Genomic DNA, 24,910 nt, shown 5'->3' with positions numbered 1-24,910 from the left:
CTGGCCCGCTTCGCGTGCACCGTTCAGGCAGGTGCGACCGCAAAATGAGCCCGGCCCTGACCGACCCCAACCTGGGCAAGACGCTGGATGGTCGATACCGACTGGACCATCTGCTTGCCCTGGGTGGCATGTCACGCATCTACCGCAGCATGGACAAGCGCCTGCATCGAGCGGTTGTCGTGAAGATCCTGAACGACAACTTCTCCAGCGAGCATACAGTGCGTGAGCGATTCGAATCCGAAGCTGTCATCGCTGCGAATATCACTCATCCGAATGTGGTCTCCATCCGCGATCACAACGTGAGCGATAATCTGGTGTACCTCGTGATGGAGTATGTTCGAGGACGGAACCTCGAACAGGTCATTGAAGAACGCGGCCGCTTTACTCCGCGTCAGGCGCTAAGCGTCCTTGAACAAATTTGCCACGGTCTCAGCGCCGCGCACAGCGAGGGAATCATCCACCGGGATATGAAACCGGCAAATGTGCTGCTCTCCGATACCGGCGAAGTGAAAGTTACCGACTTCGGCTTGGCCCGTGCTGCCAGCGCCCATACCCAGTCAGCCACGCTCGTCGCCACGCTGTCCCATGTCTCCCCCGAACTAGTTTCAGGGGCACCAGCCGATTCGCGCAGCGACATCTACGCACTGGGCATCATGATCTACCAGATGCTGACTGGACAAGCACCGTATACCGAGACCAATGCCGCTGCATTAATGAAGCATCATCTGGACTCCCCCATGCCCATGCCTTCGGACTTGGTTCCGGGATTGGCCGAAGATCTCGATGAGTTGGTTCGATGGTGCACCGAGAAGGATCCAGAGAAGCGCCCGCAGGATGCTTCGCTGCTGCTGGAGGAGATCATCCAGATCCGCTCAACGCTCAACGATGCGCAACTGGACCTGGGCGCCGAGGACCTCGGCGGGATTGAAGATCTCACCCCGCAAACTATGGCGCAGATGCCCACTACGCTGCAGCAGCGTCTTGATGCGATGCAACGCGAGCGCGAAGATGAGCGTGAACAGGTATGGCTGAAGCGGAATACTGCTCAGCACGAGGCCAGCTACGTTATCGATGATGCCCCCGCCGATCCTGACCAGACAACCGTCATTGCCGCGGTTGACGCCACCGAAGTCTTGGATCTTCGCGATGCACAAGCCACACTGGCCCAGCCTCGTCCCACTGATCTTGCCGCTGATTCTGGCATAGCCGCAACGTCGGTGTACACCCGCGGCCGCGATCTGGAACCGGCCCACGAGAATGACGCCGATTCCGAAGCACCTCTGTCGGTACGTGGCCAAAAGCGTGCGCAGAAGCAGGCTGCAAGAAAGTGGCGCAAGGAAGCACAGGTACCCACCCACCGGTTGCGTCAGCCTCGCTCGGGTACGCAGAAGTTCGTCATCACCGTGATGTGGATCCTCATTGTGGCTCTGGTCGCAGGTGCCGGATGGTTCTTCGGCCGCGGCCCCGGAACCGTCATCCGCATCCCGTCATTGACCGGCATGCTTCAGTCGCAGGCAGTCGCGCAAATGGATGGCCAAGGTGTTCCAGTTCGGGTAGGCACGACCTACAACGATGAGATTGCCATCGGCAGGGTGGTCGACTCGCAGCCGGGGACCGGCGAGAACATCATGAAGTTCCAGGGAATCGATCTGATCGTTTCGCAAGGCCCTCAGCTTTTTGCAGTTCCGGATTTCACCGGGAAAACCCTGGATCAGGCCACCAAGTTGCTCGATGAAATCGGTTTCGAAGATGTCCAGGAAGCCGAGGCCTACTCGGAATCGGTGACTAAGGGCGAGATTATCAGTTCCTCCCCTGCCGCCGGCAAGGAATTGCCGCGGAAGAACATCATCACCCTCACTGTTTCCAAGGGACATGCCCCGGTTCGTGTTCCTGCGGTCATTGGTCTTAGCAAGGATGCGGCCAAGGAAAAGCTTGAGTCCATGGGCTTGAAGCTGGAAACCGGTGAATCCGTCCATTCCACGACGACAGAAAAAAGCCTAGTCGCCGTACAGGACCCGGCCCAGGGCACCGTTGCGTACGGCAGCACCGTGACAGTGAATCTCTCGCAAGGACCAGAATACGTCCAGATCCCATCCGTGCTCGGCCTGGGCGTCGAGGAAGCAATCTCTGCACTGGAAGCCGCCGGCTTTTCCGTGAGGACGCACAATGTCTTTGGCGGTTTCAGCCAGACCGTTCGCATGCAGTCTCCATTGCACCAGCAAGCCGTGCGCGGCAGCGAGATCAGCATATACGCCTTCTGAGGCCTGTGCCGTTCCCCAGGCATAAAAATAATCCGGTTCCCGCTGTCGGGAACCGGATTATTCTCTAGCTGCTAGCGGTTTCGGCTGCGGCTCTGCAGCGCCGAGGAGACCAGGAAGGCCATCTCCAGGGACTGGCGGTGGTTCAGGCGCGGGTCGCACAGCGACTCGTACAGCGAGTCGAAGTCTTCCTCGCGGATCGGATCCGCTCCGCCGAGGCACTCAGCCACATCGTCGCCGGTCATCTCCACATGCAGGCCGCCTGGGAAGGTGCCCAGCGCGTCGTGCACTTCGAAGAAGCCGCGGACTTCGTCCATTACATCGTCGAAGTTGCGGGTCTTGTAGCCGTTCTGGCTGGTGACCGTGTTGCCGTGCATTGGGTCCGTAACCCACAGCACCTGGGCGCCGGAGGCCGTGACCTTTTCGATCAGGTTTGGCAGCTTCTCGCGGATGTTCTTCGCACCCATGCGGGTGATGAAGGTCAGGCGTCCTGGTTCGCGGTTCGGATCGAGCTTTTCGATCAGCGCGAGGACATCTTCCGGATCCGAGTTCGGGCCCAGCTTCACGCCGATTGGGTTGCGCACGCGCGAGAGGAAGTCCACATGTGCGTGGTCCAGCTGACGGGTTCGTTCACCGATCCACAGGAAGTGGCCGGAGGTGTCGTACGGCAGGCCGGTCCGCGAATCGGTACGCGTCAACGCACGCTCGTAGTCCAGCAGCAGTGCTTCATGGGAGGCGAAGAACTCGGTGCGCTTAAGTGCCTCGAAGTCTGCACCGCAGGCATCCATGAAGCGGATGGCCGAGTCGATCTCGCCGGCCAGCTGCTCGTAGGCGGAGTGCGCCGGGTTGGCCATGAATCCGCTGTTCCACGAGTGCACGCTGCGCAGGTCTGCGAAGCCGCCCTGGGTGAACGCGCGGATCAGGTTCAGCGTGGCCGATGAGGTGTTGTAGGCCTGCACCATGCGCTTCGGATCGTGGGCACGGGAATCGGGTGTGAAGTCGAAGCCGTTGACAATGTCGCCGCGGAATGCCGGCAAAGTTACACCATCTCGGGTTTCGTCATTCGAGGAGCGCGGCTTGGCGAACTGGCCAGCCATGCGTCCCATCTTGATTACCGGCATCGAAGCGCCATAGGTCAGTACCACAGCCATCTGCAAGATGGTGCGAACTCGCGAGGAGATCTTGTCGGCGGTTGCATCGGCAAAGGTTTCGGCGCAGTCGCCGCCCTGCAGCAAGAAGGCCTTGCCCTGGGCTGCTGCGGCCAAGCGTTCGCGCAGTACGTCGACTTCGCCGGCAAATACCAGTGGCGGACGCGAACCCAATTCGTTGATGGAGGACTGATAGTCCTTGTGCTCACGCCAAGTCGGCTGCTGGGCAATTGGCAATTCACGCCACAAATCTAGTTGCGGATCGGTGGCGGGGCCGGCTACGGAGGAGCCTGGCAATGGGGTTCGGTTTTCTTCGCTCACCTTGCCCATTCTACGTGGCATCAGCTCAAAGGACCGCGACGAATGTAACAAGTCGCCGTAACACTGCGCATAGTGGCCTGCTACTTCTTTGGTTTGCGTGGAGCATAGATGTCGACGTAGCTCTGACCCGACAGGACATTGATTGCCTTGCGGATTTCGTCGGCGCAAGCGCGAAGCGTTTCAGGATTCGCGGACCTGCCGTTCAGGTGCTCGAAGGTCAGCGGCTTGCCGATCTTGATCCCGATCCGGCCCGGATGCGGAAGGCTTTGGCCGATGGGCTGGACCTTGTCGGTGCCAATCATTGCAATTGGTATCACCGGGGCACCGGTTTCCAGGGCGAGCTTTGCGACGCCGAGCTTGGCCCGGTACAACCGTCCATCCGGTGAACGGGTGCCTTCCGGATAGATGCCCAGCACCTGGCCCTGCGCCAGTGCGTTCTTGGCACTGGCCAGCGAAGCAGCCGATTTCTGCCCGCCTGAACGGTCCATGGGCAGCTGGTTGATATTGCGGAAGAACCACGCGGTGATCCGGCCCTTGATGCCCTTGCCGTTGAAGTACTCGTCCTTGGCCAGGAAAATCACGGTACGATCCAGCGCCGCTGGGAGGAACACCGAGTCGCTCACCGACAGGTGGTTGGAAGCCAAGATCGCCGCACCGGTTTCAGGCACATTGCCGATGCCTTGGATCTTGACGCGGAAGAAAATTCGTATTAGCGGCCGGACAGCGAAACGCTTGAGGAAGTCGTACAGCACAGCGGGAAAATTCCTTCTTCTAGTTGACCAGCTACGCGGGAAGAGAAACCGCGACCTTACTGGTCGAAGCGCACTCCGCACCCTTCAATTGTGCACTACGCTCGAAGGTGAAGGCAGAAATCCGGAGGGTTCACGATGAAACTTGATGCAGGCAATACTCCGCTGGACGAGCGCAAACGTCCATGTGCAGTACTTTTGATCCACGGTTTTACCGGCTCCGCTGTTTCCATGCAGCCATGGGCGGATTCCTTGGAGCAGGCCGGATTCGACACGGACATTCCCCTTTTGCCCGGGCACGGAACGCAATGGCAGGACATGGTCGGTCGAGGTTATGGCCAGTGGATCCACGCTACCGAAGCGGCTTTTGACAGGCTCGCGCGCACGCACGAGCAGGTATTCGCCGCTGGCCTTTCCATGGGTGGCGCCCTGGCCCTGCATCTGGCGACCCGCCGCAATGTAGCCGGTGTTTCGCTGGTCAATCCGGGCCTGGTCGTGGACTCCCCCTTGTCCCCCTATACTCCTTGGCTCAAGCATGTAGTGCGCAGCGTTGCCCCTATCAGCAATGACATCGCCAAGCGCGGTGTCGATGAAGGGGCCTACCCGCGCACCCCGGTAGCAGCCGTAGCCGAACTCCGTTTGCTCTTTGCCCAGACCCGCCGGCGCTTGGAGCTGGTGAACGCCCCGGTGCAGCTTTTCCGTTCCACCGTTGACAACGTAGTTTCAGACCAGTCGGTGCGCGAGCTGGTCGAGGGCCTGAACTCGGGCACCCTGGCCGAGCACCACATGCTCTTGCACTCCAAGCACGTAGCCACCCTGGACTACGATGCGGAGCAGATTTTCCACGAATCCGCTCGCTTCTTCGCGCAGCTGGCCGCCACGGAACGGAAGCGCAAGGAGGAGCGCGCATGAATCCGGAAGATGCCCATCCTTCAAACCAGAATGATCCGCAGTGGGATGAGCTAGTCGAGAATTTCCGTCAGCTTGATGCCTCGGCACCCCGCGAACCCAGCGCCGACGAGCGCGCGGCGAAACTGGCGAAGCTCTTCAACACCGGGCCTGCCGCGGTTCGCGGACCGCGCGACTATGTTGCTGAGCAGACGCCGGAAGAGTTCGTTCCAGAAGAACCCGCCGCGCTGGGTTCGGGTGATCCGATGCTGAACCTCGCCTGGGTTGGCGCCGCTGGCGGTCCGCTTGGGTTGCTGCTGTGTGTGGTGTTTTTCCGCTCAGCTCCGGTGTTCATCTATTTCGGGCTGGCACTCGCCGCCCTGCTCGGAATCGCCTACTTGCTCAAACGTCTTCCCACTGAACGCGATCCGGGAGATGATGGGGCTCAAGTATAGAAAACGGCTTTGAGTACACCACACGGTAGGTTACTCTATAGTAATAAATATGTGATGCGGGTTACCCGCTATTGCTAATGGGGTCACACAGAGTTTCAGGAGTTGAAGACCAGATGCGCGAATACAGCTCGCCAATTCGCATTCATTCGCCACAGCAGTCGAATATTACAGATCTGCTATTACGCCACGCGAATTCAGCGGCCAACCCGGCATTGTTCTCAAAGCCGGGAACCGACGGAACGTGGAATGATGTCACGGCATCGCAGTTCGCTGCCGACGCCCGGGCTATTGCGAAGGGGTTCATCGCCAATGGCATCGAACCTGGCGACCGCATCGCGCTGATGGCCAAGACCCGCTACGAGTGGACGCTGGTTGACTTCGCCATCTGGTTCGCCGGCTGCGTCACCGTCCCCGTCTATGAAACTTCCTCCCCTAGCCAGGTTGCCTGGATCGTTTCCGATTCCGGTGCCAAGGCCGTCGTCGTTGAGGCCGCCGCCCAGGAAGCCGTGGTGCGCCGCGCCGCCCATCAGGAACAGCTCGACGGACTGGATCACGTCTGGCAGTTCGATGGCGGGCTGGAACAGCTCTCCGAAGATGGCCGGAACGTCGATGACCAGTTGCTCGAAGCCCGCCGTTCGGGCGCAGCATTGGATGACATCGCCACGATCATCTACACCTCGGGCACCACCGGCCGCCCCAAGGGCTGCGAGCTGACCCACGGCAACTTCGTGGAGCTGGCGGAGAACGCTGTGGCTACCTTGCCTGGCGCCGTTTACCCGGGCGCATCGACCATCATGTTCCTGCCGCTGGCTCATGTTTTCGCCCGCTTCATCTCGGTAGTCAACATTGCCGCTGGTTGCCGCACCGGGCACACCCCCGATGTCAAGCACCTGCTCGAGGACCTCCAGTCCTTCAAGCCGAACTTCATCCTCGCTGTGCCACGCGTCTTCGAGAAGGTCTACAACTCGGCCATGCTCAAGGCTGAAGATAGCGGCAAGGGCAAGATCTTCCACGCCGGCGTTGACGTTGCAGTGGCATACTCCCGCGCCAAGCAGGAGGGCAAGGTTCCGCTGGTGCTGAACCTGAAGCACAAGCTCTTCGACGCCCTGCTCTACCAGAAACTGCGCACCGCGATGGGTGGCAACATCCGCCATGCGGTCTCCGGCGGAGGTCCGCTGGGCGAGCGCCTGGGCCACTTCTTCAACGGCATCGGGGTGACCATTCTGGAAGGCTACGGCCTGACTGAAACCACCGCACCGATCACGGTGAACACCCTGGACCGGATCAAGATCGGCACCGTAGGCAAGCCGCTGCCGGGCAACGCCGTGCGCATCGCCGCGGACGGAGAGATCCTCACCAAGGGCATTTGCGTGATGCGCGGCTACCGCAACCGTCCAGAGCTGCAAGATGAGACCTTCACCGATGGCTGGTTCCGCACCGGGGATATCGGCGAACTCGACGCCGACGGATTCCTGAGGATCACCGGGCGCAAGAAGGAAATCATCGTCACCGCCAGCGGCAAGAACGTGGTTCCTGCGCTGCTTGAGGACCAGATCCGCGCCGACGCGCTGGTTTCCCAGTGCGTGGTCATCGGCGAGGGCCGCTCGTTCATTGCGGCCCTGGTGACCTTGGATCCAGAAGCCCTGCCAGGTTGGCTGGCCCGTCACCAGATGGACCAGAACCTGTCGCTGGACGAGCTATCGACCCATCCAAAGGTGCTCGAAACCGTGCAGGCGGTCATCGACAAGGCCAACACCTCGGTATCCAAGGCCGAGGCGATCAAGTCCTTCCGCGTTGTGCCTGCTGACTTCACCGAGGAAACCGGTCATTTGACTCCCTCGATGAAGATCAAGCGTGCAGTAGTGCTCAAGGACTACGAGGCCGTGATCGAAGGCATCTACTCGGCGCCCAAGCCGACAGCATAGTCCAGCACTGCATTAGCCAGCTCCCACGATTCGCGAGCTGAAGCGGCCCAAGGCAACTTGAGGCCGCTTTGCTGTGTTCGGGCATAGTAGCTGCGCGGCAATACCACGCGGCTGAATGCCTGGGTGGCGTGATTCTGGTGCTCGTGGCCAAGCACCGCGTAGATCAGGTTCCCAGCCAGGTCCTTGCGGCCATTGGCCAGCAGCCATTCGACCAATTCCATGAGCCGGTCTTCCGAGTCGGCACTGGTATCGCCCACAACCACCAACACGTTGGTGCCGGTGAATTTACCGTCCATCACCGATTGCACGCGCTGCGGTCCGGCCGTGGCCACCTGGGCCTTGCAATCCAATTCACCGAATTGCTCGGCCAAGTGCTCTGCGATTTCGCAGAACGGAAGATGCGTGTCGAGGGTGAAGACCAGTACCGTGATCGGCTGGCCCTTGGATCCCAGCTCGGCAACCTGCTGCCTCAGCCGGGCGGGCACAGCCCCGGGCGTCATCTTGCTTGGGCGCATCACTGCTCCTTCTGCTTTGTGGTTCGCACGATTAGTTGGCAGAGCGCAGGGGCCCGCAACCTTGGTCACGAGCCCCTGTGCTCTGGGTACTGCGGATGCTATTTGGGTTCGATCACCAGCAGCAGATCGCCACCCTGTACCTGGCTGGTGCCATTCAGGGTTACCTGGCTGACCACGCCGCCCGCGTTGGCGGTGATGCCAGCTTCCATCTTCATTGCTTCAATGGTGGCCACGGACTGGCCGGCCTCGATCAGGTCGCCGACCTTGACGTTCACAGTCACCGCTCCCGCGAAGGGTGCAGCGACGTGGCCGTTGTTGTTCGGATCGGCCTTCGGCGCGGACTTCACGGTGGATTCTACCGATTCGTCGCGAACCTTGAGCTGGCGGGACTGGCCGTTGAGGTTGACCACGACGGTGCGCAGGCCCTTCTCATCGGCTTCCGATACCGATACCAGCCTGACCAGCAATCGAACACCGGTACCCAGCGAAATGACATGCTCGAAGCCGGGAACCAGGCCGTAGAGGTAGTCGCGGGTGTGCAGGACGGACAAATCGCCGTAGTTCTCCACCGACTTCTCGAAGTCACGGGTTGGGCCAGCGAAGAGCAACCGGTTCAGGGTACCGCGAATCGTGTCCGAATCCGCCTGCAGCGCTGCCAGGTCCTCTGCCGAGAGGTCCTCGACATGGGCCTTGACATTGCGTCCCTGCAACGCCTTGGTGCGGAACGGTTCCGGCCAGCCGCCTGGAGGGTTGCCCAGCTCGCCCGAGAGGAACTGGATGACCGAATCCGGGATGTCGTAGTTCTGCGGGTTCGCTTCGAAGTCCGCGGCTGGGACTCCGGAACCCACCAGCTGCAAGGCCAGGTCGCCGACGACCTTGGACGATGGAGTCACCTTGACCACATTGCCGAGCATGTCATTGACCGAGGCGTACATCGACTCGATGGCTTCGAAACGCTCGCCCAGGCCCAATGCAATGGCCTGCTGGCGCAGGTTCGAAAGCTGGCCGCCCGGAATCTCGTGCTGGTAGACACGGCCGGTTGGCGCTGGCAGTCCGGATTCGAATGGCTTGTACATGGCGCGCACTGCTTCCCAGTACGGTTCCAGCGACGCCACGGCATCCAGTGACAGGCCGGGATCACGCTCGGTGAACTCCAGCGCTGCGACCAGTGCAGAGGCCGATGGCTGCGAGGTGGTGCCCGCCATGGCCGCGCTGGCCACGTCGACGGCGTCCACACCGGCGTCGATGGCAGCCATCAACGTCGCCAGCTGCCCGCCGGAGGTGTCGTGGGTGTGCAGGTGCACCGGAAGATCGAAGCGTTCGCGCAGGGCCGTGACCAGCTTGGTTGCTGCCGCTGGGCGCAGCAGGCCGGCCATGTCCTTGATTGCGAGGATATGCGCGCCAGCGTCGACGATCTGCTGTGCCAGCTCCAGGTAGTAGTCCAGGGTGTACAGCGTCTCGTTGGCATCCAGCAGGTTGCCGGTGTAGCACAGGGCCACTTCGGCGACTGCGGTGCCGGTGTCGCGTACCGCCTTGATGGCCGGAGCCATCTGCGAAACATCGTTCAGCGCATCGAAGATGCGGAAGATGTCGATGCCGGCGGACGCGGCTTCCTTCACGAAAGCGTCGGTGACCTCGGTTGGGTATGGAGTGTAGCCCACGGTATTGCGGCCGCGCAGCAGCATCTGCAACGGGATGTTCGGCAGCTCCGCACGCAGCAGCTCCAGGCGCTTCCAGGGATCTTCGCCCAGGAATCGCAGGGACACATCGTAGGTGGCACCGCCCCAGACTTCCATGGAGAACAGCTGCGGGACGTTGTGCGCGTAGGCCGGTGCTGCCGCGAGCAGGTCGCGGGTGCGGACGCGGGTGGCCAGCAGCGACTGGTGCGCATCGCGGAAGGTGGTATCGGTGATGCCCACCGCCTTCGACTCGCGCAGGGCCTTGGCGAATCCTTCCGGACCGAGATCCAGCAGCTTCTGGCGCCAGCCATCGGCCGGCAAGGCGGACTTGGAGGGGCCATCGAATGGCGAACGCTCTGGCTCGTCGGTCTTGTCACCCGGGAAAGCAGGAAGCTTCTTGCGCGGGTCGATTCCCTCGACACGGCTGCCATTTGGCTGGTTCACCGTGACATGGGCCAGGAAGTTCAGCGCCTTGGTGCCGCGGTCCTGGGATTCATTGCCGGTGAGCAGATCCGGGCGGGAGTCGATGAAGTCGGTAGCGACATCACCGGCCAGGAACTGCGGATCACTGAGCACATTCTGGATGAACGGGATGTTGGTGGCCACACCGCGCACGCGGAACTCGGCCAGCGCACGGCGGGCGCGAGCCACAGCCGTCTGGTAGTCACGGCCACGACAAGTGAGCTTGACCAGCATCGAGTCGAAGTGCGGGGACACCTCGGCGCCGGTGTAGATTGTGCCGCCATCCAGGCGGACACCCGAGCCGCCGGCGGAGCGGTAGACGGTAATGGTTCCAACATCCGGACGGAAGCCATTGGCTGGATCTTCGGTGGTGATGCGGGACTGCAAGGCCCAGCCACGCACCTGGATGGTGTCCTGGCTGATCTCCAGATCCTTCAGCGACTCGCCAGCAGCGATGCGCATCTGCGCCTGCACCAGGTCGATGTCGGTAACCTCTTCGGTCACCGTGTGCTCAACCTGGATGCGCGGGTTCATTTCAATGAATACGTGCTGCCCGGCGCGGTCGCCCACGGTATCAACGAGGAATTCGACGGTGCCTGCGTTCTGGTAGCCCAGAGTCTGCGCGAACTTCACGGCGTCCCGGAACAGCGCCTGGCGAATCGATTCATCCAGATTCGGTGCTGGAGCGATTTCGACAACCTTCTGGTGGCGGCGCTGCAGCGAGCAGTCGCGCTCATGCAGGTGGACAATGTTGCCCTGCTCGTCGGCGAGGATCTGCACCTCGATGTGGCGCGGACGCAGCACTGCTTGTTCCAGGAAAACGGTGGGGTCCCCGAAGGCGGTGCCGGCTTCGCGCATTGCCGCGCCCATCAGCTCCGGCAGGTCTTCGCGCTTGTCGACACGGCGCATGCCGCGACCGCCGCCGCCGGCTACAGCCTTGACGAAGATCGGGAAGCCGATGCGATCGGCCTCGGCAATCAGGTAATCAACATCATCGCTTGGCTCGGAGGATTCCAGTACCGGAATGCCTGCCTCGCGAGCAGCCTTCAGCGCCGCTACCTTATTGCCGGCCAGTTCAAGCACGTCCGCCTTTGGACCGATGAACTTGATGCCTGCTGCTTCGGCAGCTCGTGCGAGGTCAGGATTTTCCGAGAGGAAGCCGTAGCCCGGGTAGATTGCATCCGCGCCGGCTTCTTTGGCAACGCGGATAATCTCGTCGATATCCAGGTAGGCGCGGACCGGATGGCCCTCTTCGCCGATCTGGTAGGCCTCTGCGGCCTTCTGGCGGTGGATCGAATTGCGATCCTCATGTGGGTAGACAGCAACGGTCTTTGCGCCCAGCTCGTAGCCGGCGCGGAAAGCGCGAATCGCAATCTCACCGCGGTTGGCGACCAAGATCTTTTCAAACATAGTGTCCCTACATCGAATCTGTACACGCTGGTTCAACGGCACAATCAGGACTGTTCCCCTCAGGTGCAGGCCCGCCATCCCAGCGTGTCGGGTCTCGAAAAGCAGCTAGCATTTGCCACTTCTGTGAAACACACTACACGGGGATTCTCCAGAACGTCCAAACATTTCGTCCTGTGGTCAGACCACATGAAATAATTGGATCTTTGAAGTTTTAATCACTAACTTGTGCCTAATGGCAAAAACTGACGTTGCAAAGTCGGAGAAACACGGCTCGGCACACTATGATGATGAGAGACTAAAAATTCGGTGGGACGTTTAAACTAACGAACAGTGAAAGGCGTGGTCTGGTCCGTGCACGTAGTGAGCATCAGCAGCCTCAAGGGTGGCGTAGGAAAAACCTCCGTGACACTCGGATTGGCTTCAGCAGCACTTGCCGCCGGCATTCCGACTCTCGTCATTGACCTGGATCCCCATGCGGATGCCAGCACTGGCCTTGGAGTCCGTGCTAATGGGAAGCAGCCAATTGGGCAAATGCTCAAGAACGCTCGTCGCGCCCGTCTGCAAGATCAGGTTGTCGCCAGCGCTTGGCAGTCCAAGGCAGCAGAGAAGAAATCCCGTACCCGCATTCCAGTGCTCGATGTTGCCGTTGGCGACGCATTCACCGGCATCTACGATCGACCAGATCTGCGGACCCGCGACCTACGCCGCCTCTCCCAGCTTCTGAGCCGCACCAGCGGTTACCAGTTGGTTCTCATCGACTGCCCGCCATCGCTGAACGGCTTGACCCGCATGGCATGGAGCGCTTCGGATCAGCTCGTGCTAGTGGCAGAACCCAGCTTGTTCTCCGTGGCCGGCACCGAGCGCACCCAGCGCGCATTGGAACTCTTCCGCCGTGAATTCGCTCCTTCCCTGGGACCGGTACGCGTTGTCGCCAACCGCGTCCGCAAGGACTCCGCGGAGCATACCTTCCGTTTGGGCGAAATGCGCCAGATGTTCGGCGACTCCATGGTCAAGCCCGAGATTCCCGAACACCCGGAATGGCAGCAGATCCAAGGTGCCGCGTACTCGGTGCACCAGTGGCCTTCCAAAGCTACCGCTCCGATGCTGGCGCAGTTCGACGCGTTGCTCAAGGAAGTCATGTCCGCAGCAGGCCCGAACAACACCTAGGCCCGGATACGGATAGCAGCTTAAGCAATTGACCGGATCTTCCTTCAAGGAAGATCCGGTCAATTGCTTAAGCTGTTGAATTATCTGCCGGCCCTAGCCGACGTTGCGCGCCGCCTTGGCAGCCCGACGGGCAGCCAATTCATCTTCTGGCAGGGTCTGCTGCACCGAGCTCTCTGAAGGCAGCTGGGCAAGGGAACCTTCCACCTCGCGCCAAACACGGCCTACGGCGATGCCGAACACGCCCTGGCCCTTCTGGACAAGGTCAATGACCTCATCGGCGCTGGTGCATTCGTAGACCGAAGCTCCATCGCTCATCAACGTGATCTGGGCAAGGTCCTCAACGCCGCGTTCACGCAGGTGCAAAACGGCCGAACGGATCTGCTGCAGGGATACTCCGGTGTCCAGCAGCCGCTTGACAACCTTGAGCACGAGGATATCCCGGAATGAATAAAGGCGGTGGCTGCCGGATCCCTTGGCTCCGCGCACTGCCGGCTCTACCAGGCCAGTACGTGCCCAGTAGTCGAGTTGGCGGTAGGTGATGCCGGCTGCCTTGCACACAATTGGACCGCGGTAGCCGGCATGTTCATCCAGCTCAGGCAGATCATCGGTGAAGAGTAATCCTTGGGTGCTGGATTGCTTGTTGCCACCGTCGACCCCATAGTGAGGCCCAGTCTGGCGAGACTCCATCCAATTGCTCCTTGCGTGTCAGCACGTTCCTAAACGAGTATCCAGGGACCGAATGAGAACCGCGCAGATGCGAGTGATGACCATCAAAAAACAGCTCTTTTTAAATGTCCCTATGCAAAGACGGTACGGCGATATCGACTAATGGTCAAAGACCTTCAAGCTTAACTTTAAGGCGTGTCGCGCCGGCTTGGGGAATTACCCAATTCAAGGCCAATATTCCACTGAAACCAAACGCGCGATACCTACGAAGAAAAATCTTCTGGATCAATATTGTCCAAGAACTCACGGAATTCGCGCAACTGCTCTTCGGGTGCTTCTTCGCCCTCAGTTTCATTCTCGATGGCCACGCCAGCTTCTTCCAGGACGTGCTCGGCGCACATGATCGGGCACTGGGCGCGCACGGCAAGGGCGACGGCATCCGAGGAACGGGAATCTACGCGTTTGCCGTTGGAAAGGACAAGCTCCGCGACGAACACGGCATTGTTCACCGAGACTATTTCGATCCGCTCAAGCTTCACGTCCATGCTTTCAATGACGCTGAGCAGCAGATCATGGGTCATCGGCCGAGGCGGAGTGAGTCCTTGTTCAGACATTGCGATGGCCGAGGCTTCGGGCGCACCTATCCACAGCGGAAGGTAGAGATTACGCTCAGGGTATTTGAGCAGCAACAGCGGCTGATTCGCCGGCAGTTGAATACGGATTCCGGCAAACTCCAGTTCCAGCATGCTAGCCCCTTAGAGTTGTTGTTGCCTGTTCGAATTCAGCCTAGCGATCCAGTTGGGAAATAGCACGTTGCACCAGGGCCTCGTGAATTTCCAGGCACTGGCGCGAGATTTCCTGGGCCTCTTCCGCAGCGCGGGCACGAGCGGAGACTTCAGGCTTCTTCAGTTCGTTGCCGACAATCGATTCAATCAGCGAGAACTCGCGATCAGCTGCGGTACGGAACTGCCGCAGGTGGCGAGGTTCAACGCCATGGCCCGCCAGCTGAACGGCCGATTTGGTGACCTTGATGCTGTTGGCGTCGAACAGGCCGGCAACCGGTTCGATCAAGCCGAACTTTATCAATTCGCCAACGAGCTCCTCGCTGGCACCGGTCAGCCCCTGCAGTTCAGCCAAGGACACCGAACGGGTTTTGCGCTCCACGGCCTCAGCCATGTCATCGTTGACCGCCTGTGGCGCCACCGGGGCTCCCCCAGGCAATGCTGCTGGCGCTTCACCGCGATCCACCGAGTCGAGATGGTCCTTGATGACCTTCAACGGCAGGTACTGGTCGCGCTGAACCGAAAGGATGAAACGCAAGCGGCTCACATCCGACGCGGAGTACTTTCGATATCCAGCGGAGGTGCGTTGCGGGATGATCAGTCCCTTGTCTTCCAGGAAGCGGATCTTGGACGCAGTGACACGTGGGAACTCATCCTTGAGTTCCGAGAGCACCTCGCCGATATTCAGCGCGGCCTGCCGGACGGTCTCGTGGCGTTGAGCCTCGAGACGTGGGCTGCGGGCTGCGTCAAAGATCGGCAAAGGGTCTACACCTCGGATGTATGGATATGTCGGCGTGCCAGACGCCGGCGGACAAAACCTCGAACTCTACTAGTTTAAAGGTTCGGAACGCTTTGGTAGAAATTCAGGCGGAATTTGCCGATCTGAACCTGAACACCAGTGCTCAACGGGATCTCGTCGATACGGTCGCCGTTGATGTAGGTACCATTCAGCGATCCGATGTCGCTGAGCGTGAACCGCGCGTCCGTTCGGGAGAACTTGGCATGCCGACGCGAAACGGTCACATCGTCCAGGAAGATATCCGCGTTTGGATGGCGGCCTGCGATGCTCTCGTCGGTGTCCAGCAAGAAGCGTGCGCCCTTGTTTGGTCCGGAATGGGCAATCAGCAGCGCAGAACCAGCTGGCAGGGCGTCAACTGCGTTTTTCTCATCCTCACTCAGGGTGTAGATGACCGAAGGTTCAGCACCCTTGTGCACCGCAGGAAGAGCGATATTGGTCGTCTCAGAGGCAGACTCGTTGTGCGGGTCAACCGGCCGATGTTCCGACATTATGGGGTCCTCCAGAAAATTCTGTTAACAGTTCGTGCGTGACGACCTTGAGTTCTGTGTTGGCACAGTCAGTAATACCAAACTATTTACAGATTAGCCTACTCACTGCCCAACTGATAACAGAAAAGTACATATTTTCCGCTGCAAGGGATTGCCAGTGTGGCAAGATGCCAAGAGAGACGATGATGCCTTGGCAGCCCCTGCACTTCGATCCTTTCCCACAGATGGAGGCGATGCAAGGATAAATCAGGAACTTTCAGGTGAATCATGACGAAGATACTTCTCAAACGCGCGTATACCGCGCCCAGCGTCGAGGACGGCTACAGGATCCTGGTTGACAGGCTCTGGCCGCGCGGGAAGAGCAAGGCTGCCCTTCAGCTGGATCACTGGGCCAAGGCCTTGGCACCGAGCACCGGGCTTCGCAAAGGTTGGGATCACGATGCCGACCGCTTTGGCGAATTTGCGCAGCACTATCGCGCCGAGCTAGATCAGAACCCCGCTGTCGATGGCTTCCTGGAAGTACTGGACCAGCATCCCGTGGTCACTTTGGTCTACGGAGCAAAAAATGAGCAGGCTAATCATGCTGTGGTGTTGCGTGACTATCTGCTCGATCAGCTCTCTGGTCCGTAGGCGGCACGAAGCACACGCCGTCGGCACACACCATATCCGAATCGACCACCTGCTGAAGGTCAAAGCTGAATTCCTGGCTCACCGTGGCACCTTTCATCGAAGTCCTGTCCTTTGGTGGTTCAACCACGTTGCGCCGAAAAATATTCCGCACTTCCACGCGACGCCCTGCGCAGGGAAACCGATGGCACCGCGAGATACTCGCGGTGCCATCGGTGATATTTGGAGCGAGGGCGCTACTAGTTCTGCTCCAGCAGGATCGGCTCGAAGAAACGGGCCAGCTCGTTGGCCGCATCCAATGGCAGGATGCTGGCAACATACATATCCGGACGGACGATCACGATCGCGCCATCGCGGGAGATCTGGCGCTCCACGAAGATGTCCGAGCCGTCCAATGCGGTGTAGACCTTCTCGTAATCCATCAGGCCGAATACGCCGGTGTCCGGACGGAACACCTTCGGCGCGTCATTCACGTTCATCGTGGTGTAGTCCTGCTGGTAGACCACCTTGACATCGAACAGCGCGTCGGCGTCGGCACCCTTCGGCGTGAAGCGAACCAGTGGCGAGCGCTCATTCTCCAGCAGCCAACTCGACAAGGCGGCAATTTTCTGGGACTCTCCCACCGGCTGCTGATCAGCAAAGACGTAGATGCGGTAGCGGCCGTCGGCACGATGGTGGTGGCCCAGGTGCGTTGGATTGGCATCGGCCAAGCGCATGACTTCCGAAGAGCGGAAGCGCTTGCCCACGGGGAATCCGGCGGCCAGCTCCTGGTGCTCCTTGCCGGCGACCAGCGCAGATGCCGCGTACTCGGTCATGAAGCCGGCAGGGAATTCGGCCGTGCGTACATAGAACTCGGCAACGCCTTCTTGGCCTTCAAGCTCCTTCGCAGTAGCAGCCATGATGGAGGACCACTTCTTGTCGAAGTCGATCAGGTCCTTGGCGATCACCTTGCGCTCGTCCGAGTAGGTGCGCAGCAGGCTTTCCGGAGCTTGGCCCGAGAGCACATAGCCGATCTTCCAGGCCAGGTTGAACCCGTCCTGCATGGAGACGTTCATGCCTTGGCCGGCCTTGGCCGAGTGGGTGTGGCAGGCGTCGCCGGTAATGAACACGCGCGGCTCACGGGTACCGATCTCTTCAACCGGCACATCATCGAAGCGGTCAGCCAGCCGGTGGCCTACTTCGTAGACGCTGTGCCACGCGACGTCCTTGACCTCGAGGGTATAGGGATTCAAAATCGCCTTGGCGCGCTCGATGATTTCTTCCAGCGGAGTCTCGCGGACCTTGCCGTTATCCCCTTCCGGAACTTCACCCAGGTCGACGTAGAGGCGGAAGAGCTGCCCGCCTTCGCGCGGAATCAGCAGGATCGAACCAGCCTTGGAATGGATGGCGCACTTGGTGCGCACATCCGGGAAGTTGGTCAGGCCCAGCGTGTCCATGACGCCCCAAGCGTGATTGGCCTTGTCACCGGAGAGCTTCGCGCCGATCGAGCGGCGGACATTGCTTCTGGCCCCATCGGAACCGACCACGTACTTGGCACGCACTACACGCTCAATGCCGTCATTGCTCTCGCCGCAGCCGATCAGGGTGACCTTCACCGGGTACTCTTCGCCGTCTTCAACGACCAGTTCCTTGAAGTCCCACCCGTAGTCCGGGACGGTGCGAGCTGGGGAGTTCGCCGCGAAATCAGCGAAATAGTCGATAACGCGCGCCTGGTTGACCACGAGGTGCGGGAATTCGCTGACGCCGGTTGGATCATTGGCGGTGCGGTCGGTGCGGATGATCTGATCCGGGTTCTGCGGATCAGGGTTCCAGAAGGTGGTTTCCTTGATGATGTAGGCCTCGGCGGTGATGCGCTCGGCAAAACCGAAAGCCTGGAACGTCTCCACCGTGCGTGACTGGATCCCGTCGGCCTGGCCGATTTCCAGGCGGCCGGGCCGTCGGTCGATGATGCGGGTGTGCACATCAGGGAACTGGGAAAGCTGGGCGGCGGTGATGATGCCTGCGGGACCGGCACCGACGATCAGCACATCCATGACATCGGGCATCTCCATGGGACGGTTTATGCCCACGCCAGCCGCTGGCTGCACCCGTGGATCGGCTGAAATGTATCCGTTGTGGTGAAACTGCACCGTTTCATCCCCCAATTCCCTGTGATGACCTCAGTCAATAAATATAGTGTTCGATATTAGAACTGCATGATCTTTTATCGCACACTAATCATATACAATCTGTGAGCTCAGGCACAAGTTCATGCACGCTGCGCCGGCCACCCCTAAGCCGCAGATGGGCAGAAGCCCCGGCGCAATAACCTCGCGCCGGGGCCCATCACTGATGCCAGCTGCTACCGATGCTCCCACTCGGGTCCGGCATACTCCAGCATCTGCTCTTCATTAAGTTGCGAACGCCCATAGGCTCCGTGCACCGCGTTGAACTTCCCGCCAATCTCCAAGTCGCGCGAGGACGAGATATCTCCGACCAGCCACGGCTTCCATTTGGTGGCCGACAGATAGGGGCGGATGATGCTGGCCGTGGCAGCGCAGTCCGCGGCAAATGGCAGGATCGCCGGTGGTTCCCGATCCGCTCCCTCGCGAATGAACGCAGTGGCCAAGTTCGAAAACGCCTTGGCATGCCCTGCACCGTGCGGCAGCAATGAAGCCACGAATTGGCCTGCCGAGCCTTCGGCCGGCGAGCGCGGAATAATGCCCGCTGGTGTCACGTCCAAGGGGTTCGAAACATCGAGCAGTACCTTGCCTGCCAGCCTGGAGCCCAGCTCGGCCAGGACCTTGCGTTGCGGCTGGTCCCAGAGCGTGGCCAAGACTACGACCTCTTGGCCTTCCACAGCTGAGGCCAGGTCAGCGGCCACCTGCACCTGCGCGTCTACCGCGGCCTGTCGAATCTTTTGCGCAGCTGCCTCCGCCTTGGCGGCATTGTGGTGGTAGATCACGACGCTTACCCCGTGGGAGGCGAAGAGTTCTGCGATGGCGGTTCCGTGCCGCCCCGGTCCGATCAGTGCTATTGAAGCCATGTTCATGCCTTTCTTGAGCGGCAGCTAGGCCGCGTCGCCGCTGTTGGCGAGGTAGGGGTTATCGCTCATTTCCAAGACGAGTTTTCCGCGTGAATGCTTGGCATCCATCTGGCGATGGGCCTTCACGACATCGTTGAATTCGAGGGTGTTCACCTGCAGTTGCAAGCCGCCATCCCGATAGCTGCGCACCAGCTCTGCGAACCGTTGCGCGCTGGCTCGGACGCTCACCAGTGGCAGGCCATGGGATTGCCAGGTCTCGGGAACCAGCGTGATGCACTGCGCTCCACCGCTTGCCAGTTCACGGGCCAGGTCGCCGGCTTCCATGCTTCCGGCTAAATCGATGGACGCGGCAATTGCCCGGCCTCCCGCGGCCTGGGCCACGCGCTCGCTGAGGCCCGGTCCGTAAACGACAGGAAGAACCCCTAGCTGACGCAGATATTCCTGGTTGCCTGTTCCGGCGGTACCAATGACGACCAGGCCTTGATGCATGGCGAGCTGAACCAGCATGCTTCCTAAGCCACCTGCCGCTGCGTGCACCAGAATCACATCTCCTGGTTGCAGCTCCAGTGCGGCAAGGGCTGTCAGGGAGGTCTGACCCGCACCACTGAGTCCGCCAGCCACGGCCCACGGCAGTTCCTTGGGCTTAGCCGCCAGCTTGTCCCCCGAGGCGAGAACCAGATCGGCGTCGGCGCCGACGGCACCCCAGCCCACCACCTCATCCCCCGCAGCCCAACCCGGGTCTTTCGACTCATGGACAATTCCGGAGAATTCGGTGCCAAAGACCAGAGGCACCTGGCCGCCGAAATTGCCGGCCCGGCGACGGGCATCCACGGGGTTTTGGCCCGCGGCACGTACCGCCACGCGGACCTCGCCCGCAGCCAGTGGCTGCACTGGATGATTTTCGATACTGATGACTTCCGGGGCGCCGAACTGCCTGGCCACAGCGACACGATAATGCTGCTTCATGGTTTTCCTTCCTTCGTTGCTTTACAAGTGCTTTCCGCAAATATATCTGTAATAACAGATATATTTGCAAGGATAATCCCGCTAGCCCGGATCCATTGGGCCAGCGGGATGCGGTGCGGCTATCCGGAATAGGGCTGCGAGGTGACACTTTCATGACGGGAGAGCCGGCGCGCGAAGTCCAGCAGTACCGGGACCTCGGCATCCCCGATCAGCGGGTCGAATTCCTTTGCCAGCGATTCAATGTGCGCGGCTCGGGCTCGGCTTATGAGATCAAGACCCGCTTCGGTCAGCGTCACCACCACCATGCGCGCATCCTGGGAATCACGGTCCCGGCGCACCAGGTGGAGTTGCTCAAGCCTGCTGATCAGATGGGACCCCGAGCCGGAACTGTAGAGCAGCTGATTGGAAAGCTGAGTGGCTGGCAAGCGGTTCGCCTTCGCCTCCCAGAGGTACAGCAGCGCCTCGAATTGCGCACTGTTCAACCCGAAATCCCGCTTGAGCTCAACCGATAGCCGCAGCATCATCGAGCGCTGCCCGTAGAGCAGGCCGCGCCAGATCTCCTGCCGATCGTTCAATTCCGTCTTCATGGATGCCTCCCGGGAATAGGATCAAAGTATCTGTAGTTACAGTAATTGATTCTAGTACACGGATGAAAGGCATGGAACCTAAATGACCACCAATGACAGCAAACTGGGCACCAAACAGCCGGCATTGAGCGCGCACCGCGTGGTGATCCTCGGCAGAACCGGCCGGGTCGGCGAGGGCATCGTCCGTTCCTGGCTGGCCGCCTGTGCCGAAGTCATCATTCCTACCCGCACCGAAAACCGCGGCAAGGAACTGCTGGCCCGTCTCGAGAACATCGACACCGCGAATCTGGAATTGGTCGTGGGCGAGTACACCAGTTTCACCGCAGCAACCGACATGGCCCAGCGCATCACCGGCGAATTCGGGGACGTTACCGATGTGATCGCTGCTATCGGCGGCTGGTGGCAGGGAAAGCCGCTGTGGGAAGTCACCGAATCGGAATGGCGGCGCTTCAACCTCGATCTGTCCACCGCCCATGTCGCAAATGTGCGTGCCTGGCTCCCCCTGCTGGCGCCTGCAGGCAGCTACCATCTGGTCCTTGGCGGGAGCGCTAGGACCCCGGTTCCCGGTGCATCGATCATCAACATGGAACAAGCGGGACTCTTGATGATGCATCGGGTGCTCAGCGCCGAAGCCGGAACCCAGCGCCGCGTCTTCGCCCACGAGCTCGGACCAGTGGCAACCCGCGAACGCCCATGGGTTGATCCGCAGTGGATCACCAACGAAGAACTCGGCTCGATCACCGCGGCCCTGGCCGCCCGGCCCGAGCGCCCCTCGGCGCACTACACGCTTCGCACCACGCAGGCCGCAGCGCAGCTGATGAAGGAACTGGCAGTATGAACACCAACCGCCTAGCACGATCGCACGACCTGGTGCTGCCCGACGGCTGGCCCGGACTCCCGGGCACGCTGGCCGCACGCGCGATCACCGAGCATCGGGCAGGCTATGCCATGGAACGGTCCAGCTACATGTCTGTTGGCGCACCGGCCCTGATCATCAAGGCCCGGACCGAACAGGACGTGCAGGAAACGGTGCTCTATGCAGCGCGGCTCCGAGAGCAATCGGGAACCCGCGTTGAATTCAGCATCCGTTCAGGGGGCCACGGCATCGCAGGCACCTCGACGAATACCGGGGGCATCATCCTGGATCTTTCCGCCCTGCGGCACTTCGAAATGCTCGATCCGCAACTTGGCCTGGTCCGGGTGGGCGCCGGAGCCACGTGGGGACAAATTGCCGGACAGCTAGCCGCCGAAGACCTGGTCATCAGCAGCGGCAACTTTGGCGACACCGGCGTCGGCGGCCTGGCCACGGCTGGCGGCGTCGGCTACTTCGCCCGTTCGCAGGGACTGACGCTGGACTCCATGGTGCGGGCCAAATTGGTCACCGCCGACGGAACGATCCGCTGGGTAGACACTGATCATGAGTCCGAATTGTTCTGGGCCGTGCGCGGAGATGCGACCCATGCCGGAGTAGTCACGGCCTTCGAGTTCACGGCCACCGATCTGCGAACTGCCGCCGATGACGCCAGCATCATCCACCAGCAACTGACCTACCTGACCGATTCGCTGCCGCAATTCACCGCTGATTGGGGCCAGTGGGTGCGCCAGTCGCCTGACGAGCTGGGAAGCTTCCTGATGGTGCAGGCATTGGGCGATGGACAGCACGCAATTCAGGCGCGCAATGTCTGGGCTGGCGATGGCCAGGACCAGGCAGCACCGGTCTTGCGCGAGGCCCTGGGCCTGGCCCAACTTCACGATTCGCGCACCGAGCTAGTGCCTTATCCGCTGATCGTGCCAGCCCCGAATTCGCCGCATGCCGGTCAGCAGCGCATCAAAATGCGTGATGTCCTGGTCGATCAGGCGGATGAGCAGTTGGGCGCTGCCATGGCGCAGTCATTGGCCCATCGGGCCAGCCTGGTCGGCGAATTGCGGGCCTTGGGCGGTGCCGTAGCCCGGGTTCCGGCCCACGCCACCGCCTGGGGGTCGCGGCATCAAGAGGTGCTGGCAGCTACCTGGATCCACCCGTTGGGCATCGCCGAGCAGGACCAGTCGTTCGCTGCCCTGCAGGTTCTGGGCACCGGCGCGTACGGCGCCTACTCTTCGGACGTTCGCCGTTCGGCTGCCGAGCTCGCCTGGCCTGGGCAGACCGGAACCCGGCTGCGTGCCCTGTCCGAGAGAACTGACCCGCAGCACCTGTTTGATGGCGGACTGAACTTGAGAAGCCAGAACTCCAGCGCTACCTGATCAGCTCGGCGCGTCCTGCTTCCACCCCGAGCCGATGCACCACCGAATGCTCGCGCATTTTCTGCTGCCAGCGCCGGTCGTGGCTGACCGTGACCACGGTGCCCGGATATTCCGCCAGCGCTGACTCCAGCTGCTCCACCAAAGCCGGTGAGAGATGGTTCGTCGGCTCGTCCAGGAACAGCATCTGCGCTTTGGTGCTGACCGCAATAGCCAGTTCCAGGCGGCGGCGCTGGCCTACCGAAAGCGCCATGGGGTGCCGCAGGAAATCCTGCGGCGCAAACAGGCCCAGCTGGGCCAGGGACGCACCGGCGTCCTGGACATACTGGCCGGTGGCCGCGGCGAAGGCTTCAACCAGGGTGCTGCCAGGAAAAATTCCGACTTCCTGGCGGAGCCAACCGCAGTGCAAGTTGGCAGCGCGCTCGATCTTCCCCTCGGTGCATTCCAGTTCTCCGGCGAGCATTTTGAGCAATGTGGATTTGCCAGCACCATTGGGGCCGGTGACTAGCCAGCGCTCGCCGAGCTTGATGTCGAAGCGTGGCGTGGACAGTTTCGGATCCGAGCCGCGCCGGGCGTTCATCACCTGCAGCAAGGTTTCGCCACCTGCCTGGTCCTGGGTGCTGCCGGGCATCAAGAAGGACAGCTCAGCAGCCGGCTCGGGTGCCCGGTGGGTTTCGAGGTCTTCGATTCGGGATTTTGCCTGGCGGATCTTGGAGGTCGACCCATGGCTGGAATCGCGGGCCCGGAAATTTCCATGTCCAAAACTGGATTTCTCCTGCTTGCGCGGAATGGCGCTGACGCGTGAAGCATACTTATCAACCAAGTTCTGTGAACGCTCAAGCTCCTGCACCCAATTTTCGTAGGCGACGCGGATCGCGATGCGCTCCTGCTCCTTGGCATGCAGATAACCGTCATAGCCATTGCCGTAATGCGCGACCGACCCGTCGGCAACCTCCACGATGGATCGGGCAAAACGCTTGAGGAACATCCGGTCATGGCTGATCAGCACCAGCGCACCGCGATGCTTATCCAGGGTGCGCTCCAGCCAGTTCATGGCCGCCTCGTCCAGGTCGTTCGTTGGTTCATCGAGCAGGAGCAATTGCGCACCCGAACACAGGACACAGGCCAGCGACAGCCGGGATCGCTGCCCACCGGAAAGTTGGGACACAAGGCGCTGGCGATCCAGATCTCCTAGGCCCAGCTGCTCCAAGGCGCTATCCAGGCGCGGAGCCAGCGAATAGCCGTCGGCCGCCTCATACAGGTCGGTAACCTGCTGCAGCTGCTTCATCAAACGTTCGGCGACAGGTTCTGGAGCATCTTCGAGCTTGGCCGAAACGACGCGCATCAAGCCTTCCAGTTCACGGAAGCGCCGATGATAGGAATCGATCACCTGTTGCACGCTCATGTTCGCAGCGAAGCTCGGGTTCTGCGCAGCGTAGGCAACGGCACCGGGCGCGTTCATCTTCCGCTGCCCGTGGTCGGGTTCGAGATTCCCTGCAATCACGCGCATCAGCGTGGATTTTCCCGAACCGTTATCGCCAAGTACTGCGATGCGGTCGGTACCGGAAATTGCAAGGTCGATGCCGGTCAGCACATCCCGTTCGCCGAAACTGACTGCGATGCCTTGCAATGAGCATACGTAGTCCGGTTCGGTTTCGCGCTCATGCTGGGAAGACTGGTGGATATTTTGGGACTGGGTCATGGGAGTTTCCTGCCTAGCACCGGTTCGCCGAGTAATCAGGGCCGGTGCGGTGC

Annotated in this window: 21 protein-coding genes; 8 read left to right on the top strand and 13 right to left on the bottom strand. The window is 60.8% G+C overall.

What is annotated here, in order from left to right; translation table 11 throughout:
- Positions 1–44 precede the first annotated feature (44 nt).
- The gene (locus tag ACWICV_RS00275) at positions 45–2,261 is read left to right on the top strand and encodes a protein kinase domain-containing protein (RefSeq protein ID WP_454090943.1); all 2,217 of its coding nucleotides are present in this window, start codon (positions 45–47) and stop codon (positions 2,259–2,261) included.
- Positions 2,262–2,332: 71 nt separating this feature from the next.
- Here ACWICV_RS00275 and ACWICV_RS00270 read toward each other — a convergent pair whose 3' ends face one another.
- Positions 2,333–3,736 carry a class II 3-deoxy-7-phosphoheptulonate synthase gene (locus ACWICV_RS00270; protein ID WP_400290990.1) on the bottom strand — a complete coding sequence of 468 codons (1,404 nt, stop codon included), beginning with the start codon at positions 3,734–3,736 and terminating at the stop codon, positions 2,333–2,335.
- A gap of 71 nt (positions 3,737–3,807) precedes the next feature.
- Positions 3,808–4,479 (bottom strand): lysophospholipid acyltransferase family protein, encoded by a 672-nt coding sequence (locus ACWICV_RS00265; RefSeq protein ID WP_105659066.1) that lies wholly within the window; start codon positions 4,477–4,479, stop codon positions 3,808–3,810.
- Between the two features lie 135 nt (positions 4,480–4,614).
- Here ACWICV_RS00265 and ACWICV_RS00260 point away from each other — a divergent pair, with 135 nt between their 5' ends.
- The 3 genes from ACWICV_RS00260 (at position 4,615) to ACWICV_RS00250 (ending at position 7,744) form a co-directional block, all read left to right on the top strand.
- Positions 4,615–5,388 (top strand): alpha/beta hydrolase, encoded by a 774-nt coding sequence (locus tag ACWICV_RS00260; RefSeq protein WP_454090944.1) that lies wholly within the window; start codon positions 4,615–4,617, stop codon positions 5,386–5,388.
- A complete protein-coding gene (locus tag ACWICV_RS00255; RefSeq protein ID WP_400290643.1) occupies positions 5,385–5,819 on the top strand; it encodes a hypothetical protein in 435 nt (144 codons plus the stop codon). Before ACWICV_RS00260 ends, ACWICV_RS00255 begins: the two co-directional genes overlap by 4 nt.
- Positions 5,820–5,932: 113 nt before the next feature.
- Positions 5,933–7,744 carry an AMP-dependent synthetase/ligase gene (locus ACWICV_RS00250; RefSeq protein ID WP_400290641.1) on the top strand — a complete coding sequence of 604 codons (1,812 nt, stop codon included), beginning with the start codon at positions 5,933–5,935 and terminating at the stop codon, positions 7,742–7,744.
- On the opposite strand, the gene ACWICV_RS00245 is transcribed toward ACWICV_RS00250, so the two are convergent.
- Together ACWICV_RS00245 and ACWICV_RS00240 are read right to left on the bottom strand one after the other, a co-directional pair.
- The gene (locus tag ACWICV_RS00245; RefSeq protein WP_105662560.1) at positions 7,717–8,259 is read right to left on the bottom strand and encodes a hypothetical protein; all 543 of its coding nucleotides are present in this window, start codon (positions 8,257–8,259) and stop codon (positions 7,717–7,719) included. The genes ACWICV_RS00250 and ACWICV_RS00245 overlap by 28 nt on opposite strands.
- A gap of 98 nt (positions 8,260–8,357) precedes the next feature.
- Positions 8,358–11,810 carry a pyruvate carboxylase gene (locus ACWICV_RS00240; protein ID WP_400290639.1) on the bottom strand — a complete coding sequence of 1,151 codons (3,453 nt, stop codon included), beginning with the start codon at positions 11,808–11,810 and terminating at the stop codon, positions 8,358–8,360.
- A gap of 351 nt (positions 11,811–12,161) precedes the next feature.
- Between ACWICV_RS00240 and ACWICV_RS00235 the strand changes: the two genes are divergently transcribed.
- Positions 12,162–12,977, top strand: coding sequence for a ParA family protein (locus tag ACWICV_RS00235; protein ID WP_105659072.1), 816 nt, complete (start codon positions 12,162–12,164; stop codon positions 12,975–12,977).
- A gap of 93 nt (positions 12,978–13,070) precedes the next feature.
- On the opposite strand, the gene ACWICV_RS00230 is transcribed toward ACWICV_RS00235, so the two are convergent.
- From ACWICV_RS00230 to ACWICV_RS00215, 4 genes are all read right to left on the bottom strand, one after another.
- Positions 13,071–13,664, bottom strand: a complete 594-nt coding sequence (locus tag ACWICV_RS00230) for a MerR family transcriptional regulator (RefSeq protein WP_105659060.1) — start codon at positions 13,662–13,664, stop codon at positions 13,071–13,073.
- Positions 13,665–13,906: 242 nt separating this feature from the next.
- Positions 13,907–14,389: a bifunctional nuclease family protein gene (locus tag ACWICV_RS00225; protein ID WP_454090945.1), complete on the bottom strand. Its 483-nt coding sequence runs from the start codon at positions 14,387–14,389 to the stop codon at positions 13,907–13,909.
- Between the two features lie 40 nt (positions 14,390–14,429).
- The gene (ftsR, locus tag ACWICV_RS00220) at positions 14,430–15,185 is read right to left on the bottom strand and encodes a transcriptional regulator FtsR (protein ID WP_426734932.1); all 756 of its coding nucleotides are present in this window, start codon (positions 15,183–15,185) and stop codon (positions 14,430–14,432) included.
- Between the two features lie 74 nt (positions 15,186–15,259).
- Complete coding sequence (locus ACWICV_RS00215) at positions 15,260–15,712, bottom strand: FHA domain-containing protein (RefSeq protein WP_400290633.1); 453 nt, start codon at positions 15,710–15,712, stop codon at positions 15,260–15,262.
- Between the two features lie 267 nt (positions 15,713–15,979).
- Between ACWICV_RS00215 and ACWICV_RS00210 the strand changes: the two genes are divergently transcribed.
- The gene (locus tag ACWICV_RS00210; protein WP_133834491.1) at positions 15,980–16,342 is read left to right on the top strand and encodes a DUF488 domain-containing protein; all 363 of its coding nucleotides are present in this window, start codon (positions 15,980–15,982) and stop codon (positions 16,340–16,342) included.
- 236 nt (positions 16,343–16,578) lie between these two features.
- Here the strand turns inward: ACWICV_RS00210 and ACWICV_RS00205 are convergent, their stop codons facing one another.
- The 4 genes from ACWICV_RS00205 to ACWICV_RS00190 all read right to left on the bottom strand — a co-directional run bounded on the left by ACWICV_RS00205 (position 16,579) and on the right by ACWICV_RS00190 (position 20,917).
- The gene (locus ACWICV_RS00205) at positions 16,579–18,468 is read right to left on the bottom strand and encodes an FAD-binding monooxygenase (protein ID WP_454090946.1); all 1,890 of its coding nucleotides are present in this window, start codon (positions 18,466–18,468) and stop codon (positions 16,579–16,581) included.
- 212 nt (positions 18,469–18,680) lie between these two features.
- The gene (locus ACWICV_RS00200) at positions 18,681–19,364 is read right to left on the bottom strand and encodes an NADPH-dependent F420 reductase (RefSeq protein ID WP_400290629.1); all 684 of its coding nucleotides are present in this window, start codon (positions 19,362–19,364) and stop codon (positions 18,681–18,683) included.
- A gap of 24 nt (positions 19,365–19,388) precedes the next feature.
- Positions 19,389–20,330: an NADP-dependent oxidoreductase gene (locus tag ACWICV_RS00195; protein ID WP_454090947.1), complete on the bottom strand. Its 942-nt coding sequence runs from the start codon at positions 20,328–20,330 to the stop codon at positions 19,389–19,391.
- A 119-nt stretch (positions 20,331–20,449) separates the two neighbouring features.
- Entirely contained in the window at positions 20,450–20,917 is a 468-nt protein-coding gene (locus ACWICV_RS00190) for a MarR family winged helix-turn-helix transcriptional regulator (RefSeq protein ID WP_400290625.1), read from the bottom strand.
- Between the two features lie 82 nt (positions 20,918–20,999).
- On the opposite strand from ACWICV_RS00190, the gene ACWICV_RS00185 reads away from it, so the two are divergent.
- The gene (locus ACWICV_RS00185) at positions 21,000–21,755 is read left to right on the top strand and encodes an SDR family oxidoreductase (RefSeq protein ID WP_454090948.1); all 756 of its coding nucleotides are present in this window, start codon (positions 21,000–21,002) and stop codon (positions 21,753–21,755) included.
- Positions 21,752–23,158, top strand: coding sequence for an FAD-binding oxidoreductase (locus tag ACWICV_RS00180; protein ID WP_454090949.1), 1,407 nt, complete (start codon positions 21,752–21,754; stop codon positions 23,156–23,158). The genes ACWICV_RS00185 and ACWICV_RS00180 overlap by 4 nt, the downstream gene beginning before the upstream one ends.
- Here the strand turns inward: ACWICV_RS00180 and abc-f are convergent.
- Positions 23,151–24,857 (bottom strand): ribosomal protection-like ABC-F family protein, encoded by a 1,707-nt coding sequence (abc-f, locus tag ACWICV_RS00175; RefSeq protein ID WP_454090950.1) that lies wholly within the window; start codon positions 24,855–24,857, stop codon positions 23,151–23,153. The two genes, ACWICV_RS00180 and abc-f, sit on opposite strands and share 8 nt — an antisense overlap.
- Positions 24,858–24,910: the final 53 nt, after the last annotated feature.

The sequence above is a fragment of the Glutamicibacter sp. NPDC055354 genome, assembly GCF_053644955.1.
The sequence above is the reverse complement of the archived record's forward strand: the minus strand, read 5'-3'. Positions and strand labels throughout refer to the sequence as shown.